Annotated in this window: 19 protein-coding genes and 2 tRNA genes; 10 read left to right on the top strand and 11 right to left on the bottom strand. The window is 72.1% G+C overall.

The genetic code is table 11. The annotated features are described in order from the left end of the window. Positions 1 to 34 precede the first annotated feature (34 nt). The 3 genes from ASD10_RS16440 to ASD10_RS16430 form a co-directional block, all read right to left on the bottom strand. The gene (locus tag ASD10_RS16440; protein ID WP_056611420.1) at positions 35 to 1,684 is read right to left on the bottom strand and encodes a GTPase family protein; all 1,650 of its coding nucleotides are present in this window, start codon (positions 1,682 to 1,684) and stop codon (positions 35 to 37) included. Next, positions 1,681 to 3,408: a dynamin family protein gene (locus tag ASD10_RS16435; RefSeq protein ID WP_157432703.1), complete on the bottom strand. Its 1,728-nt coding sequence runs from the start codon at positions 3,406 to 3,408 to the stop codon at positions 1,681 to 1,683. Before ASD10_RS16435 ends, ASD10_RS16440 begins: the two co-directional genes overlap by 4 nt. A 116-nt stretch (positions 3,409 to 3,524) precedes the next feature. Next, entirely contained in the window at positions 3,525 to 4,712 is a 1,188-nt protein-coding gene (locus tag ASD10_RS16430) for a PrsW family intramembrane metalloprotease (RefSeq protein WP_162248872.1), read from the bottom strand. Positions 4,713 to 4,782: 70 nt separating this feature from the next. On the opposite strand from ASD10_RS16430, the gene ASD10_RS16425 reads away from it, so the two are divergent. Then, a tRNA-Arg gene (locus ASD10_RS16425) sits at positions 4,783 to 4,856 on the top strand. A gap of 91 nt (positions 4,857 to 4,947) precedes the next feature. Here ASD10_RS16425 and rpsN read toward each other — a convergent pair. From rpsN to rpmB, 3 genes are read right to left on the bottom strand one after another with little or no spacing between them, the layout of a single operon-like run. Further along, positions 4,948 to 5,253, bottom strand: coding sequence for a 30S ribosomal protein S14 (rpsN, locus tag ASD10_RS16420; protein WP_056611414.1), 306 nt, complete (start codon positions 5,251 to 5,253; stop codon positions 4,948 to 4,950). Beyond that, the gene (gene rpmG, locus ASD10_RS16415; protein WP_056611411.1) at positions 5,253 to 5,423 is read right to left on the bottom strand and encodes a 50S ribosomal protein L33; all 171 of its coding nucleotides are present in this window, start codon (positions 5,421 to 5,423) and stop codon (positions 5,253 to 5,255) included. Before rpmG ends, rpsN begins: the two co-directional genes overlap by 1 nt. Continuing rightward, a complete protein-coding gene (rpmB, locus tag ASD10_RS16410) occupies positions 5,423 to 5,659 on the bottom strand; it encodes a 50S ribosomal protein L28 (RefSeq protein WP_056611409.1) in 237 nt (78 codons plus the stop codon). Before rpmB ends, rpmG begins: the two co-directional genes overlap by 1 nt. A 72-nt stretch (positions 5,660 to 5,731) precedes the next feature. On the opposite strand from rpmB, the gene ASD10_RS16405 reads away from it, so the two are divergent. Genes ASD10_RS16405 through ykgO form a run of 4 tightly spaced genes read left to right on the top strand, consistent with a single transcriptional unit; the run spans position 5,732 to position 7,427 of the window. Beyond that, entirely contained in the window at positions 5,732 to 5,992 is a 261-nt protein-coding gene (locus ASD10_RS16405; protein WP_056611406.1) for a type B 50S ribosomal protein L31, read from the top strand. Further along, positions 5,989 to 7,065 carry a GTP-binding protein gene (locus ASD10_RS16400; protein ID WP_056611403.1) on the top strand — a complete coding sequence of 359 codons (1,077 nt, stop codon included), beginning with the start codon at positions 5,989 to 5,991 and terminating at the stop codon, positions 7,063 to 7,065. The genes ASD10_RS16405 and ASD10_RS16400 overlap by 4 nt, the downstream gene beginning before the upstream one ends. Before the next feature lie 45 nt (positions 7,066 to 7,110). Then, entirely contained in the window at positions 7,111 to 7,308 is a 198-nt protein-coding gene (gene rpmF / locus ASD10_RS16395; protein ID WP_056611400.1) for a 50S ribosomal protein L32, read from the top strand. Continuing rightward, on the top strand, positions 7,305 to 7,427 hold the full coding sequence (ykgO, locus tag ASD10_RS16390) for a type B 50S ribosomal protein L36 (protein WP_056611397.1): 123 nt from the start codon (positions 7,305 to 7,307) through the stop codon (positions 7,425 to 7,427). Before rpmF ends, ykgO begins: the two co-directional genes overlap by 4 nt. Before the next feature lie 31 nt (positions 7,428 to 7,458). Here ykgO and ASD10_RS16385 read toward each other — a convergent pair whose 3' ends face one another. Next, positions 7,459 to 8,343, bottom strand: coding sequence for a LysR family transcriptional regulator ArgP (locus ASD10_RS16385; protein WP_056611394.1), 885 nt, complete (start codon positions 8,341 to 8,343; stop codon positions 7,459 to 7,461). A 71-nt stretch (positions 8,344 to 8,414) separates the two neighbouring features. Between ASD10_RS16385 and ASD10_RS16380 the strand changes: the two genes are divergently transcribed. Genes ASD10_RS16380 through ASD10_RS16370 form a run of 3 tightly spaced genes read left to right on the top strand, consistent with a single transcriptional unit; the run spans position 8,415 to position 9,808 of the window. Next, complete coding sequence (locus ASD10_RS16380; RefSeq protein WP_056611389.1) at positions 8,415 to 9,044, top strand: LysE/ArgO family amino acid transporter; 630 nt, start codon at positions 8,415 to 8,417, stop codon at positions 9,042 to 9,044. A 33-nt stretch (positions 9,045 to 9,077) separates the two neighbouring features. Further along, the gene (locus ASD10_RS16375) at positions 9,078 to 9,461 is read left to right on the top strand and encodes a CrcB family protein (protein ID WP_056611387.1); all 384 of its coding nucleotides are present in this window, start codon (positions 9,078 to 9,080) and stop codon (positions 9,459 to 9,461) included. After that, the gene (locus tag ASD10_RS16370) at positions 9,458 to 9,808 is read left to right on the top strand and encodes a CrcB family protein (RefSeq protein WP_056611384.1); all 351 of its coding nucleotides are present in this window, start codon (positions 9,458 to 9,460) and stop codon (positions 9,806 to 9,808) included. Before ASD10_RS16375 ends, ASD10_RS16370 begins: the two co-directional genes overlap by 4 nt. On the opposite strand, the gene ASD10_RS16365 is transcribed toward ASD10_RS16370, so the two are convergent. Further along, positions 9,805 to 10,593: a DsbA family protein gene (locus ASD10_RS16365; protein WP_157432702.1), complete on the bottom strand. Its 789-nt coding sequence runs from the start codon at positions 10,591 to 10,593 to the stop codon at positions 9,805 to 9,807. The two genes, ASD10_RS16370 and ASD10_RS16365, sit on opposite strands and share 4 nt — an antisense overlap. A gap of 129 nt (positions 10,594 to 10,722) precedes the next feature. Between ASD10_RS16365 and orn the strand changes: the two genes are divergently transcribed. Beyond that, positions 10,723 to 11,334, top strand: coding sequence for an oligoribonuclease (gene orn, locus ASD10_RS16360; RefSeq protein WP_056611377.1), 612 nt, complete (start codon positions 10,723 to 10,725; stop codon positions 11,332 to 11,334). Positions 11,335 to 11,395: 61 nt separating this feature from the next. Next, positions 11,396 to 11,468, top strand: a tRNA-His gene (locus tag ASD10_RS16355). Positions 11,469 to 11,533: 65 nt separating this feature from the next. Here ASD10_RS16355 and ASD10_RS16350 read toward each other — a convergent pair. The 3 genes from ASD10_RS16350 to glpK form a co-directional block, all read right to left on the bottom strand. Beyond that, positions 11,534 to 12,325 (bottom strand): DUF4097 family beta strand repeat-containing protein, encoded by a 792-nt coding sequence (locus ASD10_RS16350; protein ID WP_056611374.1) that lies wholly within the window; start codon positions 12,323 to 12,325, stop codon positions 11,534 to 11,536. Next, entirely contained in the window at positions 12,322 to 14,067 is a 1,746-nt protein-coding gene (locus ASD10_RS16345; protein WP_056611371.1) for a glycerol-3-phosphate dehydrogenase/oxidase, read from the bottom strand. The genes ASD10_RS16350 and ASD10_RS16345 overlap by 4 nt, the downstream gene beginning before the upstream one ends. 82 nt (positions 14,068 to 14,149) lie before the next feature. After that, positions 14,150 to 15,661, bottom strand: a complete 1,512-nt coding sequence (gene glpK / locus ASD10_RS16340) for a glycerol kinase GlpK (protein ID WP_056611368.1) — start codon at positions 15,659 to 15,661, stop codon at positions 14,150 to 14,152. Between the last annotated feature and the right edge of the window lie 40 nt (positions 15,662 to 15,701).

The following is a 15,701-nucleotide window of genomic DNA, read 5'->3' as shown; positions in this document are numbered from 1 at the left end:
GACTAACGAGGGCACGGCGACGGCCCCACGGCGGTCAGGAGAGCGCGTCGGCGATGCCGGAGCGGTACGTGCCGTACCGGTCGAGCTCGCCCTCGACGGGCGCGACGACCCGCTCGGACGCGGTCGAGCCGATCGCGGACCGCAGCGCCTCGTCGGCGCGCTGCGCCTTGCGTCGCGCACCGGCGCGAGCGGCGACACCCGACACGAACGCGAGCAGGGGTCCGCCCAGCAGCGCGACGACCAGGACGACCGCCGCGGTCGGGACGGGGCCGACAGATCCGAGGTCGGGCAGGTCGATCGACGTCAGGCTCGCGACGCCCTGGACGACGAGCCACACCAGCGAGAGGACGGCCGCCGCCACGGCGACCAGCTGCACGACCTGCACGACCCGCCACCAGGGGGCCGGACGGCCGACGTCGACGCTGGCGGCGCGGACCGCCGCGTCGAGCTCGTCGACGACGTCGCGGTCGCGCGGGTTCGCGGCGTCGCGGACGGCGTCGCGCCACGGTCGTTCGAGGCCCGCCGAGGCCTGCTCGGCGAGGTCGCGGACCGCCAGCTCGGCGCCGGCCCGCTGCACCCGCGCCGCCTCGGGCGCGGTCGACCTGGCCAGCGACGCCGGCGACAGGACACCGCCGAGGGCGAGCTCGTCGGACGACTCGTCTCCCTCGCGCCCGAGCCAGCGCAGCACGGGCCAGCCGGTTGCCAGGGCGGCACGTCGCCGGGTGGACGACTCGATCGCCTCGACGATCTGCGGGACGCCGGCGCTGTCGACCAGCGCGTCGTCGAGCGTGCGGCGGGCCGCCTCGGAGATGCCGGGGGCCTCGGACGATCCGCCGACCTGCTCGATGACGGCGGCGGCCGCGGCGATGTCGGACGTCAGGCGCGCCTTCGCGGACGACTTGGCGCGGATGCGCGCCGCCAGCTCGCGCTTGAGGTCGTCGACCCCGTCACCCCGGGTCGCGGACACGCCGATCACGGGCACGTCGGGCAGTCCCTCGTCGGCCAGGATGCGGCGGACGTCGGCCAGCGCACGGTCGCGCTGCTCGAACGGGATGCGGTCGATCTGGTTCAGCACGACGAGCGTCACGTCGCTGTACGAGGCCATGGGCCGGATGTAGCGGTCGTGGATCGCGGCATCGGCGTACTTCTGGGGGTCGAGCACCCACACGAGCAGATCGGCGTGGGTGACCAGCCGGTCCATCTCGACGTGGTGCGACACCTCGGTCGAGTCGTGGTCGGGCAGGTCGAGCAGCACGAGGCCGTCGAGCTTGGTGTCCTCCGCCGACCGGTCGAGCATGCTCATGCGCGAGACCTGGTGACGGGCGGGGATGCCCATCCACTCGAGCAGCCCCTGGGCGCCGTCGGGACCCCAGGCGCAGGCCAGCGCCCACGACGTCGTGGGGCGGCGGACGCCGACGCCGGCGAGCTCGAGGTCCGTCAACGAGTTGAACAGGGACGACTTGCCCGACCCGGTCGCGCCCGCGAGCGCGACGATCGTGTGCTCGCCCGACAGCGTCAGCCGCTCGGTGGCGCGCTCGGACAGCATCTCGGCGGGTGCGAGGATCTCGTCGTCGATCCGGCCGCGTGCCGCGGTGACGGCGTTCGTCAGGCCGTCCAGGCGGCGGGACACGTCGCTGCCACTGCCCGAGAAGACCGGGGCGCCGGACGGCACCGGAGTCGTCATGACGTCGTCCCTCCGTCCAGGAAGTCGGCGTGCCGTGAGTACTCGGCCTGACGGGCCGCGTCCCGCAGCGCGGTCTGGTGGCCCCTGAGACTATCGGGTGCCTCGAGCAGCGCGTGGTAGCGCGCCAGATCGGACTCGAGCAGGGTCGTCGCCCGCGAGACGAGGTCGGCGTGGGCCGCGTCGAGCAGCCGGTCGACGACCGGTGCGCCGAAGATCGCGTCGAGCAGGCGCCGGCCCAGCACCGCGCCGGAGCCGCCCCCGGACGTCGGGGAGTCGACGTCGCGCGCGAGCATCGCGACCATCACGGCGACCGCGATGCCGTTGACGCCGAAGGCCAGGAACTTGGCGGTCATGCGCTTGTCGGCACCCTCGACGCGCACGAGCTCGACGACGCCCTGGCGCCAGTCGTGCACCAGCCGCTCGGCCCGCACGCGGACGTCGCGCGACGCACGGTCGAGCCCGGACCCGTCGGCGGCGTCGAGCAGGCGACGTCCGGCCGGCGTGGCGTTCCAGGCACGCGAGACCGTCTCGGCGGTCGCCTCGGACTGCTCGGTCAGCAGCATCCGGACGCCGGTCTCGATCGCCTCGACGACCTCGGTGGACCGGGTGCGACGTCCGGTCATGCCGCCCACGAAGCGGTCGCGGATGCGGCTGACCTTCTCCTCGACGGACGAGAGCAGCTCGCCGGTGCCGACGAACTCCTGCCACGTGGCGAGCAGGTCGCCGCGCATCAGGGTGCCGTCGGAGGTCTGACGGGCGACGCGCTCGACCGTCGCACGGTAGGCGTCGTCGGCGGTGCCGAAGAGCGTCTCGGCGACCTCGATCTGCGCGTCCATCGCGTCGCCGACGTCGTGCGTGCGCAGGACGAGGTGGCGGACCGCGCCGTCGAGGGTGCGGTGCACGACCATCTGCCGGGCGACGGGGTCGGCCGCGAGCTCGGCCAGCCAGTCGATCATGGGCAGCACCGACACCCGCGGCAGCAGTCCGTCGGTGTCGAGGTTCGACTCGGGCACCGTGAACAGGGGCGAGTCGGACAGGCCGCGCGACGTCATCATGCGGGCGAGGTGGCCGCGCACCTCGATCAGGGCGTCGTCGCTCGTGCGGTCGAGGACGACGGCCACCGACGTGCTGCGCTCGGCCGCGTGGCGCAGGTAGTCCCACGGCACCTGGTCGGCGTAGCGGGCCGCCGACGTCACGAACAGCCAGAGGTCGGCCGCGGCGAGCAGCTGTGTGGCGAGCTCGCGGTTGCCCTTGTCGATCGAGTCGACGTCGGGCGCGTCGAGGATCGCCAGACCCTGCGGGATGCGGTCGGTCGAGGCGAGCCGCAGGGCGTACGAGCCGTTGCCCTGCTCGGTCGTGCGGGGCAGGTCGGGCAGGATGCGGTCGGGCTGGAACCACTCGGCGTCGTCGGGGTGGTGCACCAGCACGGGCGAGCGCGTCGTGGGGCGCAGGACGCCCGACTCGGTGACCCGCTCGCCCACCAGCGAGTTGACCAGCGTCGACTTGCCGGCGCCGGTCGAGCCGCCCACCACGGCGAGCAGCGGTGCGTCGAGCTGCACGAGGCGCGGCAGGATGTAGTCGGACAGCTGGTCGACGACGTCGGACCGGGTGCGACGGGCACGCTCGACGCCCTCGGCCTGCAGGTCGAGCGGGGCGTCGCGGACGCTCAGCAGGAGCGAGCTCATGGCCGCGAGGAGCTCGGCCGGAGCGTGGTCGCCAGGCACGATGAGCTCCTCTCGTCGACGCGGTGGTTCAGCGGGTGGGGTTCAGCGGGTGGGTGGTACGCACAGATTAGTCGACTTGGGGACTCCCCGCGTCCACCGCACCTGTGACGCGGGGGTCAGGAGTGACGTGCGTAGCGGTGCAGCGCCGGGGGCAGCCGCAGGTCGGGCCGCAGGGCGTACATCGAGTCGAGCAACGCGTACGTCCGCTCGACGCCCTGGGGCCTGGTGTGGCCGCTCATGAGGGAGTCGTGCAGGAAGGCCATCTCGGTCGCGAGACGCTGGTAGCGCGTCACGACCTTGGCGGCCTGCTTGCCATGGTTGCCACGGGCGTAGCGTCGCGCGGCCTTGCGGTAGCCGAACCGCGACAGGTAGGGGATCTCGGCGGGGTGGATCCAGCCGCGGTCGGCCACGTACGACAGCGAGCGCTCGAGCACCCGCACCTGCCGCACCCGCACGATGATCGCGATCGTCGCGAGGACGACGAGCAGCGCCGCCATCGCGAGGTACGCCAGGACGAAGCCCAGGCCGTTGGACGGCCCGTAGCTCAGCGAGCCGTTCCACAGCCCGTGCAGCGCGATGCTGAGGGCCAGGCCGACCGTGCAGATCAGCACGCGGACGATCTTCGAGCGCCGGCCGACCGCCAGCCCGATCGCGATGCCGAAGGCGGCGGTGAACAGCGGGTGGGCGAAGGGGCTGAAGATGCCGCGGACGACGAACGTCGTGGTGGCGCCCTCGGAGCCGGCCAGGGCGATGTCGGGCGAGCCGATGTAGCTGCTGGCGTAGTAGCCGATGTTCTCGACGAACGCGAAGCCGATGCCGACGATGCCGGCGTAGATCAGGCCGTCGAGGACGCCGTCGATGACCCGCCGCGACCGCACGAACGTCAGCAGCAGGAACAGGCACTTGGCCGGCTCCTCGGCCAGCGGTGCGGCGAAGGAAGCCGCCGCCTTGTCGCTGAGGTCGAAGGCGTTCTGCGCCCACACCTCGAGGGCCAGCGCGATCGCCACCGCGACGACGCCTCCCCAGACGAAGGCGGCGAGCTTGTAGCGCAACGGCTCGGGCTCGTACCGGTCGAGCCACCAGAAGCAGAACCACAGGAACGGCAGCGGGATCATGGCGTAGAAGATCGACAGGCCCGCGCCCTCGGAGTCGCCGGCGCTGAGCGACAGCACGACACCGCCGACGACACCGGCGATCGCGACGAGCGCGAACAGGACGATCAGCGCCGTGCGCCCCTTCTGCCGGATCGGCTGGCGGGCCGGGGTCGACGCGGGCCGGAACGGGGCGGCCGTGGCTTCTGTCACCCGCCACATCGTAGGGGATCGTGGCGGCCCCGCCACCGCTCCGACGCGCGCCGATACGCTGGTGCCACGGGCGCCCGTAGCTCAGCTGGATAGAGCAAGAGCCTTCTAATCTCTAGGTCGCAGGTTCGAGTCCTGCCGGGCGCGCTCCCCCACCTCCGTCCCGGTGGCCGCGGAGGTGGATCCGCAACGGTCTCGACGCCGAGACGGTTGCGGATCCACCTCCAGGGGCCGTGCGTCACCAGCTGGACGTGGTGATGCCGGGCAGCTCGCCGCGGTGCGCGGCCTCGCGGAAGCGGATGCGCGACAGGCCCGCGACGCCGACGTGACCGCGCGGACGTCCGTCGACCTGGTCGCGGTTGCGCACCCGGACGGGCGAGGAGTCGCGCGGCATCGCCGCGAGGGCCCGTCCGGCCGCCGTGCGCTCCCCGATCGGCCGGCGGACGTCCTTGGACGCGGCCCGCAGCTCGTCCCGGCGGGCGGCGAGCCGCTCGACGAGCTCGCGGCGGCGGTCGTTAGCGACGATCTTGCTGCGCTTGGCCATCAGCGCTCCTCCCTGAAGTCGACGTGGCGCCGCACGACGGGATCGAACTTGCGCAGCACGAGCCGGTCGGGGTCGTTGCGGCGGTTCTTGCGGGTCACGTACGTGAATCCCGTGCCCGCGGTCGATCGCAGCTTCACGATCGGACGGACGTCGCTGCCCTTGGACGCCATCAGAGCACCCCTCCCCGGGCGCGGACGTCGGCGACGACGGCGTCGATGCCCCGGACGTCGACGGTCTTGATGCCGCGCGCGCTGAGCCGCAGCGTGACGTGCCGGCCGAGGCTCGGCACCCAGTACCTCTTCTTCTGGATGTTGACGTCGAAGCGCCGGTTGGTGCGGCGGTGCGAGTGCGAGACGTGGCGCCCGAACCCCACCTCTGCCCCGGTGACCTGGCAAACCCGTGACATGTCGTGGTCCTCTCTTGCGTGCTGGTATAGAATGACAATCATTATCATTAAGTCTACCCACAGGAGCAGCTCGTGAAGAAGGGCATCCACCCCGCCTCCGCCCCCGTCGCGTTCCGGGACAGGTCGGGCGACCTCGTGTTCGTCTCGTCGTCGACGCTGGCCGGCGGTCTCGTCGAGGGCGGCGAGACCGTCGAGGTCGACGGCAGGACGTACCCCGTCGTCGACGTCGACGTGTCGACCGCCAGCCACCCCTTCTGGACGGGCCGGGGCCGGGTGCTCGACACCGAGGGTCGCGTCGAGAAGTTCAACCGTCGCTACGGGACGGGCGCATGACGACGACCCCGCTGGTGCTGCTGACGGGCCTCGACGCCGACGCGATGGCCTCGGCCATGATGGCGCTGCAGTGGGACGCCCCGCGGGCCGTGACGGTGCGGCACACGATCGACGTCCAGGCCCAGCGGCTGACCCGGCTCGTCAGCGACGTCGACGGCGTCGTCGAGCACGTGCACGTCGACCTCGACCACGCCTGCGTCGGGTGCGCACTGCGCGAGGACGTCATGCCGACCCTCGAGCGGCTGGCCGACGACGGACGGTGGGGCTCGATCATCGCCCACCTGCCGGTCGCGTCGGGCGCCGAGCAGGTGTGCGCGATCCTGATGCACGACCAGGTGCTGTCGGCCAAGCTCCACGTCTCGTCGGTCCTGGCCGTCGTGTCAGGCCCGACCGCCCGCGACGACGTGCTCGGCGACGACCTGCTGCGCGAGCGTCGGCTGCACACGTCGGTCGACGACACCCGCGGCGTGGCCGAGGTGCAGGCCGCGCAGGTCGAGTACGCCGACGCCGTCGTCGTGGTCGGGGACGTCGACGGCACCGATCGCCACCTGCTCGAGATGCTGATGCGCCCGGACGCCCGGGACGTCATCGACCACCTCGCGCTCGACACCGCCGCGATCGTCGGCGGCAGGCGCCCGCACGAGGACGCCGAGGCGTGGGTCGACCCGAGCCACGCCGCACCCGTCGGCCTGGTCGAGTCGGGCGGGGCGTGGACCGTCGAGCTGACGTCCGACCGGCCGTTCCACCCCGAGCGGCTGATGGCCAACCTCGAGGCCCTCGGGGGCGGGGCGCGACGGTCGCGCGGCTGCTTCTGGCTGCCGACCCGTCACGACCAGGTGTGCGAGTGGGACGGCGCCGGCGGCCAGCTCAGCGTCGGCCCGTGCCAGCACGGCTCGACCGAGCCCCACACGCGGCTGCTCGTCACCGGCATCGACGACGACCGCGACGAGCTCGTCGCGACGTTCACGGCCTGCCTGCTGACCGACGCCGAGCTCGCCGAGCGCGGCGCGATCTGGGAGAGCCGTGAGGACGGCTTCGAGCCGTGGCTGGGGCCCACCCGCCAGCCCGCCTGATCCCCACCCCCTCCCCCCCGTCCGTCCCGATCACCGAGGAGAATCATGGCCGTCCCGAAGCGCAAGATGTCGCGCAGCAACACCCGTCACCGTCGCTCGAGCTGGAAGGCGACGCCCGTCGCCCTCGTGCCCGTCACGGTCGACGGCACGACGCACCGCGTCCCCCGCCGCCTGGTCCGCGCCGTCCGGCGCGGACTCGTCGACCCGACCACCACCACCGCCACCGCCAGGAGGAACCCATGAAGGTCCGCAACTCGCTCAAGTCGCTCAAGGAGCAGCCCGGCGCGCAGGTCGTGCGCCGCCGCGGCCGCACGTTCGTGATCAACAAGCAGAACCCCCGCATGAAGGGCCGCCAGGGCTGACGCACACCACCCCGCCCGCCCCGCGCCGCCCTCAGAGCAGGTGGTCGGCCGCCGCGGCACGCACCGCGGCGGCCACCGCCTCGAGGGCGGGGGTCTGCAGCGTCCACTGCTGCCAGTGCAGCTCGACGTCGACGTGCTGCCCCGGGTCGAGCTCGACGAGCCCGCCCCGTCGCTCGGGCTCGTCCGACTGCTCGTGCGGCAGGACGGCCCACCCCAACCCCAGCACGACGGCCTCGGCGAAGTCGGCCGAGGCCGGCACGTAGTGGCGCGGCGGGGTGAGCCGTCGGGAGGTCCGACGCTGCAGGTACCGCTCCTGCAGGTCGTCGTTGCGGTCGAAGACGACCATCGGCGCGACCGCGAGCGCGTCGACCGTCACGCCGTCGGCGAACCACCGCTCGACGAACCCGGGCGTGGCCATCGGCCGGTAGCGCGTCACCCCGAGCCGTTCGGAGCGGCACCCCTGCACCGGCTCGTCGACCGACGTGATCGCCGCCATGACCGTCCCGGCCCTGAGCAGGTCGGCGGTGCGCGACTGGTCGTCGCGGTGCAGGTCGAAGCAGACGCCCGGGCCCACCGTCGCGAGCGCCGGCAGCACCCACGTCGCCATCGAGTCGGCGCTGAGCGCGATCGGGACGGTGACGGGCGTGACGTCCCGACCGTCGCCGTCGGCTCGGGTCTCGACCGCGGCCTCCCGCACGAGCGCGTCGATCTGCCGCGCCAGGCGCAGGTAGGCCTCCCCCGGGCCGGTCACCGCGGTGGGGCGGGTGCGTCGCACCAGCACCTGGCCGGCCGACTGCTCGAGCGCCTTGATGCGCTGGCTGACGGCCGACGGCGTGAGGTGCAGCGCTGCCGCTGCGGCGTCGAACGACCCCTCGTCGACGACGGCGGCCAGCGCGGTCAGCTGCGACAGGTCCATGTGAAGCGATGCTAATGCACCGTGAGAATCATTCGTTGGACTTCACCCCGCGGTACTCCTACCGTCGAGTCATGACGCACGACGCCGCGCTCGCGGTCGCCTCCGGGCTCGGCTTCGGCCTCTCGCTGATCGTCGCGATCGGAGCGCAGAACGCCTTCGTCCTGCGCCAGGGACTGCTGCGCCAGCACGTCCTGCCGGTAGTGGCGGTGTGCGTCGTGTCGGACGCCGTGCTGATCGTCGCCGGCATCGCCGGACTCGGCTCGCTGCTCGACCTGGCACCGTGGCTCGTGGACGTCCTGCGCGTCGCGGGCGCGGCCTTCCTGCTGACGTACGCGGGGCTCGCGGCCCGCCGCGCGTGGCGACCGGGCGCGATCGACGCCCGCGCGGACGGCTCCGGAGCCGCAGCGCTGTGGCCCGTCGTGAGCACCGCGGTGGCGCTGACGTGGCTCAACCCGCACGTCTACCTCGACACCGTGGTCCTGCTGGGTTCGGTGGCCGGCACCCACGGCGACGAGCGCTGGTGGTTCGGCGCCGGTGCCGTCCTCGGCAGCATCGTGTGGTTCACGGCGCTCGGCTTCGGCGCACGCCTGCTGCAGCCGGTCTTCGCCAGGCCATCGGCGTGGCGGGTGCTCGACGCGGTCATCGCCGTCGTCATGGTCGTCATCGCGGCGACCCTCCTGCACGGCCTCGGCGCCCGATGACCGACCCTCCACGGGGCGTGGTCTGATGGGCTCATGAAGCTGTTCTGGCTGGTCGTCGCCGGTGGCGCGGCGGGGTCGCTGACACGGTACGGCGTCAGCGAGTGGCTCAACCCCGGGCACGACCTGCCGGTCGGGACGCTCGCCGTCAACGTGACGGGCTCGTTCGTCCTGGGTGCCCTGCTGGCCGTGCTGACCTTGCGCGGCGACGACTCGGGCGGACGACGTCGGGCCCGCCTGCTGCTGGGCACCGGCTTCCTCGGCGGCTACACGACGTACAGCGCGCTGGCCGTCGAGACCGAGACCCTCATGCGCGACGGCCACGTCGCCCTCGGTGCCGGCTACGCGATCGGCAGCGTCGTGCTGGGCGTGGTCGCGGCGCTGGCCGGCGTCGCCACGGGCCGGGCGGTGGCGCGATGACGCCCCTGTGGCTGGCCCTGGCCGGGGGGCTCGGCGCCGGCACGCGCTACCTGCTCGACCTGTGGGTCCGACCCCGCGTGTCGACCCGGCTGCCGTGGTCGACGCTGCTGATCAACGTGACCGGATCGTTCGCGCTCGGCCTGCTGGTGGGCGTGGGCGCCGACGACACGTGGCGCACGATCCTCGGGACCGGCTTCCTCGGGGGCTACACGACGTTCAGCACCGCGAGCGTCGAGACCGCGCACCTGCTGCTCGACCGCAGACACGCGGCAGCCGCCGTCAACTCCGTGGTCATGCTGACCGTGAGCGTCGCGGCGGCTGCCGGTGGGTACGCGCTGGGCGCCTAGCTCTTCTTGGCGGCGTCGATCGCCGCCTGCAGGTCGGCGACGGTCGCGATCGTGTTGTTCGCGCCGCTGACGTCCTTGCCGTCGATGCGGATCGTCGGGGTGCCGGACACGCCGTCGTCCTGGCCCTTCTCGCGGGCGTCCTCGATCCACTTGCCGTACGTCTGCTTGTTGATGCACGCGTCGATGCCCGTGACGCCCGCCTGCTTCGCGAAGTCGATCAGCTCGTCGTCCTCGGGGCCGGCCGTGCCCTCCTCGGGCTGGTTGGCGAACAGGATGTCGTGGAAGGCCTTGAACGCCTTGGCGCCACCCTTGTCGTTGACGCAGGCCGCCGCGTTCCACGCACGCTGCGAGTACTCGTTGGTGCTCTGCTGCAGGAGGAACGAGTAGGGGCGGTACTCGATCGCGATCTCGCCGCTCTCGACCGCGCTGCTCAGGAACGAGCCGGCGGTCTGCTCGAGGGCGCCGCAGCCCGGGCACAGGAAGTCCTCGTACAGGACGACCTTGACCGGCTCGGCCGCGTCGGCAGCCGGCGCCGTGCCGGTGGCGGCCTGCTGGTCGTAGAGGATGCCGTAGTCGGAGTTGACGTTCGCCGGGGTGTTCAGGGCGGTGTCGATGGCGTTGTCGTCGCTGGCCTTCTTGATGCCGTAGCCGCCGACGGCGATCAGGGCGACGACCACGACGACGATCGCCACGGAGATCAGGTTGCGCTGCTTGCGATCGGCCTTCTCGCGCTCCTTGCGCATCTGCTCTGCGCGCGCTGCTCGGTTCTGTCGGTCGTTGCTCACTGCTGTCTCCTGGTTCGGGTGGTCACCACCTGACCAACGCTGCACCTGCGGCGAAGGTTCCTGCCGAGCGTACCGGCCCGATCACAGGCGTCCCGTCACCGCCGTGCCGGCTGGACTAGTGTGCGAGGCGTGAATGACAAGCTGGTGTGGATCGACTGCGAGATGACCGGGCTCGACCTCGAGGCGGACGCCCTCGTGGAGGTGGCGGCCCTCGTGACCGACTACGACCTCAACGTCCTGGGCGACGGCATCGACCTCGTCATCAAGCCCCCACAGGCCGCGCTCGACCAGATGAACGACTTCGTGACGCAGATGCACACGACGTCGGGCCTCATCACCGAGCTCGAGGCGGGGCTGAGCCTGCGCGACGCCGAGGAGCAGGTGCTCGCGTACGTCCGCGAGTTCGTCAGCGAGCCGCGCAAGGCGCCCATGGCCGGCAACACGATCGGCACCGACCGCTCGTTCCTGGCGCGCGACATGGTCGAGCTCGAGGGCTGGCTGCACTACCGCGTCATCGACGTCTCGTCGATCAAGGAGCTGTCGCGCCAGTGGTTCCCGCGGGCCTACTTCGCGGCACCGGCCAAGGGCGGCGAGCACCGCGCGCTGGTCGACATCCAGGAGTCGATCGAGGAGCTGCGCTACTACCGACGGGCCGTCTTCACGCCCGATCCGGGCATCGACTCCGACTCGGCGAAGGCCATCGCGGCCGAGGTGTCGGGCTCGGTGACGGGCCGGTCCTGAGCACGCCGAGGCTTGCGTTAGACTTCTTCTCGCCGTGTCGGGCGCATGCCCGGCACGCGTGGTGGGTGTAGCTCAGTTGGTAGAGCACCGCCTTGTGGTGGCGGTGGTCGCGGGTTCGAGTCCCGTCACTCACCCTGATGCGCAAGACCCCCGGACCTCATCGGTCCGGGGGTCTTGTCGTCCCTGCGCTCCGTCGACGTCAGCGGCGCGACAGCGCGATGTCGCCCGAGTCGGTCGTGGCGCGGATGAAGCCGTCGCCGTCCTCGTCGGAGTCGATCGACGACGACACGTCGCCCGACTCGGAGGTGGCCGTCACGTCGTACGTGCGCTTGCCACCGGCAAGGGTCGCGGTGATGTCGCCCTCGCGGGACGTCGCCTTAACGGCGAACGGCTGCGAGGCGAACGACGCCGTGATGTCGCCCGTGCCGGTCTGCACCGCGAGCTCGTCGAGCTCGAGACCGGAGGCCCGGACGTCGCCGCTGCCGCTCTGGATCGTCAGGACGCCCTCGGTGACGTCGCGCACCGAGACGTCGCCGGAGGTCGTGCGGACGACGACCGGGAAGCCCTTCGGGATCTCGAGCGTCGTGTCGACGCCGCAGCCCGGGTTGAGCCAGGTCTGGCAGCCCGAGACGATCTTGATCTGGTCGCCGCGCCGGCCGATCTCGAAGTCCGTCCTGCGCAGGCCGCTCGTGATGCGCGCCGAGACCCGGACGACGTCCGCCGTGCCCTGGACGATCCGCAGGTCGGACGAGCCCGCGTCCACGACGATCTGCGCCGACCGGCCGATCTCGATGTCGCTCGTGGACGTCGTGGTGCTGCGCTTGAGGATCGAGAAGCCCAGCACGAGGCCGGCGACGACCGTCACCGCCAGGACCGTCCCGACGACCGTCAGCAGGGTGCGCGACGCCGGCGAGCGGACGTCGTAGTCGGCGACGACCTCCTCGTCGGTGACGGCGGTGCCGTTCGTCATGGTCTCGTCGTCGGCGCTCATGCCGTGCCCTGCCCTTCTCGCGTCGACACCGGCACGACGTCGTCGGCGCCCATGCGGGCGGCGTCGGCGGTCTCGTCGTCCGGCATGGTCTGGCTCTCGCGCTCGGCCTCGACCCGCTTGAGGTAGTGGTCGACCTCGTTGTCGCGCTGCTCGGCGGTCCACCCGAGCACACCGCCCATCAGGTCGGCGACCTCGGCTGCGACGTCGACGCCGCGGTCGAACGTCTCGATCGAGATGCGGGTGCGCCGGGCGATCGCGTCGTCGAGGTGCCGAGCGCCCTCGTGGCTGGCGGCGTAGACGATCTCGGCCCGCAGGTAGTCGTCGGCGCCGGTCAGCGGGGCCGCGAGGTCGGGGCGCGCCTCGATCAGGTCGAGCACCTCGGAGATCAGCGATCCGTAGCGGTGCAGCAGGTGCTCGACGCGTCCGACGCCGAGACCGCTGCCGCGGGCGATCTGGTGGCGCTGGTTCCACATCGCGCCGTACCCGTCGGCGCCGAGCAGTGGGACGTCCTCGGTCACCGACGGCGGCACGCCGCGGTCGGACACCGCGGACATGCCGTGCACCGCGGCGTCGACGGCGTCCTTGGCCATGACGCGGTACGTCGTGTACTTGCCACCCGCGATCACGACCAGGCCCTTGACGCTCGTGCCGACCGCGTGCTCGCGCGACAGCTTGCTGGTGGCCTCGTCCTCGCCGGCCAGGAGCGGACGCAGCCCGGCGTAGACGCCCTCGACGTCGGCGTGCGTCAGGGGCTCGACCAGCACGGCGTTGACGTGGTCGAGCAGGTAGTCGATGTCGCTGCGGCTCGCGGCAGGGTGGTCCTTCGACAGCGACCAGTCGGTGTCGGTCGTGCCGATGATCCAGTGGCGTCCCCACGGGATCACGAACAGCACGGACTTCTCGGTGCGCAGGATCAGCCCCGACTCGCCGCGGATGCGGTCACGCGGGACGACGAGGTGGACGCCCTTGCTGGCCCGGACGTGGAACTGGCCGCGCTCCCCCGCGAACGACTGCGTCTCGTCGGTCCACACGCCGCTGGCGTTGACGACCTGCTTGGCGAGGATGTCGAACTCGGCACCCGACTCGAGGTCCTTGACGCGCGCGCCGACGACCCGGTCGCCGTCACGGACGAGGTCGACGACCCGCGTGCGGCTCGCGACGTGGGCCCCGTAGGCCGCGGCGGTGCGCGACAGGAACATCGTGTGGCGGGCGTCGTCGACCTGGCCGTCGTAGTAGTGCAGGGCGCCGACGAGCGCGTCCTTCTTGAGCGCGGGCATGATCCGTCGGGCACCGCGGCGCGTCAGGTGGCGGTGCAGCGGGACGTCCTGGCCGTATCCCGACGCCTTGCTCATGGCGTCGTACAGCGCGACGCCGGAGCCGGCGTAGAACCGCTCCCACACGCGGTGCGTCAGCGGGTAGATGAAGCCGACCTCGTGGACGAGGTGGGGCGCGAGCTTCTGCAGGCTCAGGCCGCGCTCCTTGAGCGCCTCGGCCACGAGCCGGAAGTCGAGCATCTCGAGGTAGCGCAGGCCGCCGTGCATCAGCTTGCTCGACCGGCTCGAGGTGCCGGACGCGAAGTCGCGGGCCTCGACCAGGCCGACGGTCAGGCCACGGGTCGCGGCGTCGAGGGCGGCACCGCCACCGACGACGCCGCCGCCGATCACGAGGATGTCGAGCGGTGTGGACGCCATCGCGTCGAGCGCGGCGTGGCGGTTCTCGGGCGACAGGGCGACGGGACGCATGCCGACAGTCAATCAGTCCTGTCACAGCGCGGCTAATGCCCGCGACCCGATGTGACCCAGCAGACGCCTGCCCGCGGCGGCGCTAGTCGAGGTCGACCCATCCCATCGTGCGCTCGACGGCCTTCTTCCACTGCGCGTGGCCCGCGTCGCGGTCGTCCCGGGTCGACGTCGGCTCCCACCGCCGCGACTCGTTCCAGTTGGCGACCAGCTCGTCGGTCGTCGACCAGAAGCCCACCGCCAGACCGGCCGCGTACGCCGAGCCGAGGGCCGTCGTCTCGGCCACCACGGGACGGCTGACGGGCACGCCGAGCACGTCGGCCTGGATCTGCATGCACAGCTCGTTGGCCGTCACCCCGCCGTCGACGCGCAGGATCTGCAGGTCGAGGTCGGCGTCCGCGATCATCGCGTCGACGACGTCGCGGCTCTGGTAGCAGATGGCCTCGAGCGCGGCGCGCGCCACGTGGGCACCGGTGTTGTAGCGCGAGAGGCCCACGATGACGCCGCGGGCGTCCGAGCGCCAGTAGGGCGCGAACAGGCCCGAGAAGGCCGGGACGAAGCTGACGCCACCGTTGTCGTCGACGCTCGCGGCGAGCGCCTCGGAGTCGCCCGCGGCCTTGATGATGCCGAGCTGGTCGCGCAGCCACTGGATCGCCGAGCCCGTCACCGCGATCGAGCCCTCGAGCGCGTAGACCGCGGGCGCGTCGCCGAGCTGGTAGGCGACGGTCGTGAGCAGGCCGTGCGTCGAGCGGACGATCTCGGTGCCGGTGTTGAGCACCAGGAAGTTGCCCGTGCCGTACGTGTTCTTGAGCTGGCCGGGCTCGAAGCAGACCTGGCCGACGAGGGCCGCGTGCTGGTCGCCGAGGTCTCCGGCGATCGCGACGGCGCCCGAGAACGGCCCGTCGTCCGTCGTGTGGCCGTACACCTCCGACGACGACCTGATCTCGGGCAGCATCGCGCGGGGGACGTCGAAGATCGCGAGCAGCTCGTCGTCCCAGGCGAGGGTCTCGAGGTCCATCAGCATCGTCCGGCTCGCGTTCGTGACGTCGGTCAGGTGCAGACCGCCGTCGGGGCCTCCCGTGAGCCACCAGATCAGCCACGTGTCGATCGTGCCGAAGATCGCGTGGCCGGCGTCGGCGTCGGCGCGCACCCCGTCGACGTTCTCGAGGATCCACTGCAGCTTGCCGCCGGCGAAGTACGGCGCGGGCGGCAGGCCCGCGCGCTCGCAGATCAGCGCGCCCGCGTCACCGCGGTTGAGCGCGGCGGCGATCTTGTCGGTGCGCGTGTCCTGCCACACGATCGCGTTGTAGTAGGGCTCGCCGGTGCGGCGGTCCCACACGACGGTGGTCTCGCGCTGGTTGGTGATGCCGATCGCCGCGAGCCCGTCGGCCTCGATGCCGGCCCGGCCCATCGCGGCCTGGACGACGTCCTGCGTCGCCTCCCAGATCTCGTGCGGGTCGTGCTCGACCCACCCGGCCTCCGGCATGATCTGCTCGTGCTCGAGCTGGTGCCGGGCGACCTCGTTGCCGTCGTGGTCGAAGACCATGAACCGCGTGCTGGTCGTGCCCTGGTCGATCGCGCCGACATACTTCGCCATGGGCAGACCCTATCCGTAGCGCGCCGGCCCCTCCGTAGGC

This window comes from Aeromicrobium sp. Root472D3 (genome assembly GCF_001426485.1).
Lineage (GTDB): Bacteria > Actinomycetota > Actinomycetes > Propionibacteriales > Nocardioidaceae > Aeromicrobium.
The sequence above is the reverse complement of the archived record's forward strand: the minus strand, read 5'-3'. Positions and strand labels throughout refer to the sequence as shown.